Below are 2,523 nucleotides of genomic sequence, written 5' to 3' on the forward strand. Positions count from 1 at the left end.
TCTCTACTTGTTGGGGACTCATGCCGACTCCCGTATCTGCGATCGCAAAGCGAATCCGCGATGGAGAAGTAGATTTTTTTGTTTCTATATTATTGGTAACATCTACATTTATCTCGCTTTTAAACTCAATTTTATCTACTCTGAATATCACTTTACCCTGTTCTGTAAATTTAATGGCATTTCCCAACAAATTAATTAATACTTGACGCAAACGCTTTTCATCTGCCCAGACTCCGACAGGTAAGTTGTCATCGAAGATAAAGTCGAAGCTAATGCCTTTTTGTTGGGCGCGAATCGAGTTGATTTCGACAATTCCTTGCAAAAACGAAGGGAAATGTAAGGAGCTGGGATATATCTCTAATTTGCGGGCTTCGATTTTCGAGAGGTCAAGGATATCGTTAATTAGAGTTAGCAGGTGGGAGCCGCACTGGTAGATAATGTCAACTCCATTAAGTCCTTTAGAGTTGATGGATTCGTTGCGCTGCAAGATTTGAGCGTAGCCGAGAATGCCGTTGAGGGGCGTGCGGAGTTCGTGGCTCATGTTGGCAAGGAATTCGCTTTTGGCGGCGTTGGCGTTGTCGGCGGTTTCCTTGGCTTGTTGTAGTTCGGCTGTGCGTTCGGTAACGCGGTCTTCGAGGACTGTAAAGGAGGTTTTGAGTTGCAATGCCATTTGGTTGAACGATCGCCCTAACCCTTCCAATTCCTCGATGCCTTTGACTTTTACGGGGCGATCGAGGTCTCCGCTGGCGATCGCCTCACTGGCTTTTTGGAGACGGACAATCGGGTCAGTAATCCAGCGTGATGTGTAAATTCCTAGCACTGTCGCTAGGGCTAGGGCGGCCAGGCACAAGAAAATAGTCGATCGGGTATTGGCATTAATTTGCTCCATAAAGTCTGACTCTGGGATCGTCACCACAATCAGCCAATTCAGTCCGTACTTATCTTTCCAAGGAGTGACTTGGGTAAAATAGCGCTGGTTGTTGTATTTGAATTTCAATTCGCGATTTGTCTGAATCGATTGCAAGCTGCCCGACTCTTGTTGAATTTGAGTGGCGATTGTTTGAATCAACGGCTCGGGAATGGTGAAGACTGTAAACCTTTCTACGGGATCTTTCTGTTTGTTGAGAATCCGTTGTTTGCCAGAACTTGCCACCATTCTACCATCCGGTTCAATGATGAAAACTTCTCCAGACTGGCTAATTTTGAGACTCTTTAAAAATCTATTGATGTCGTTAAGCCGCAAATCACAGATTAAAGAAGCTAAAAATTTTCCCTGACGATCTAAAACCGGATAAATTGCTGGAACACTTATATAATCTGAGTAGTCTCCTACATTTTCACTTGCACCTCCAGCCTGTGCTTCAGCACCTGTCTCAGACACTTGAATATTGTTAGTTGTAATTCCCGAGATGTCTGCCCAGAAAGGTTTTTTGGCTTGGGTTGCCTTGATATACTTGTTGTTGTCATTGAGAATGTCCAATTCGTAGGTCTGAATCAGCTTGCCCCGGTTTCCTGAAACATCACTGGTGTAGTCTGATGCCTTGCCTCCGGGAAGGTTTTGATACAGGGTGATATCTTTGGGATTTAAATAGCGCCCCGCCCCAACTTCTCTGCCATCTGGCAGGGCATAACCGAAATAGCTAATCGCGGGGAAGGCTTTTGATTGTCGCCAGAAATAGAGTTCGCTGGCTTTGGGGTTATTTAGGTCAAGTTGCCCGCTGGCGATCGCATCGGCTGTCACTTGCGTTAGTTGTTGCGGCACTTCTAGATAGTTGTCTAACTGGTTATCTACTCGCTGAGTTGCACTATCTATCAACTGATTTGCTAGGTCATTGACTGCTTGTTGACCGTTTTTAAAGGAAAAATAACCTACTAACCCAACCGCTGCAAAGATTTGGACGACGAATGGGACAACCAAAACTGCTTGTAGCGGTAAACGACGGATAAATGTGCGATCGTTGTTGATTTTTTCGGCGGAAGACATAGCGGGATTCCTTACCACAATTTTAGTTAAATAAAATAGACTATTTAGTATTTTTCTATTCTACTTTTGATTGCTACGCTGTAATTTAGAACACAAGCTTGTGCGATCGTATATTCTAGATTTATCAGTCCCTCGCTCGGTTGGACTAGCCTGATCGAAGGCTAAGGCCTGCGTTTGTGTAGTTTGACCTCACGCCTCGAATGACGGGCGCTTCGGCAGATACGAGTTATAGGTCGATCGCGCTTTCAACCGACATTTTATCTAAAATAGGAAGACGAATCATAAATTCTGTACCCTCCCCTAGGATTGATTCTACATCTAAAGCCCCTCCGTGGCTTGTTTCAATGATTTGACGGGCGATATGCCTCCGGCACGCTACGCGATCGCGTTCCCTTCCCAACCTCTTTGGTAGTAAACAAATAGTCGAATATCCGCAATCTTACTGACTCAGACATCCCCGGGCCTCGATCTTCGATCTGAATTGTTACCAAGAAGAATGGGTTTAAAGCCTCCTCCTTCTAGGGGGAAATAAAACAAAA

2 protein-coding genes are annotated in these 2,523 nt (G+C 44.9%); both read right to left on the reverse strand.

Features of this window, described 5'->3' with window-relative positions:
- Positions 1-1,984, reverse strand: a 1,984-nt coding sequence (locus tag QT974_RS33415) for a HAMP domain-containing sensor histidine kinase (protein ID WP_333472658.1), incomplete at its 3' end; no start/stop codon positions are given.
- A 226-nt stretch (positions 1,985-2,210) separates the two neighbouring features.
- A complete protein-coding gene (locus QT974_RS33420) occupies positions 2,211-2,384 on the reverse strand; it encodes a hypothetical protein (protein ID WP_333472659.1) in 174 nt (57 codons plus the stop codon).
- Between the last annotated feature and the right edge of the window lie 139 nt (positions 2,385-2,523).

Origin of the sequence: Microcoleus sp. BM001215392 (assembly GCF_036700185.1) — a bacterium.
Lineage (GTDB): Bacteria > Cyanobacteriota > Cyanobacteriia > Cyanobacteriales > Microcoleaceae > Microcoleus.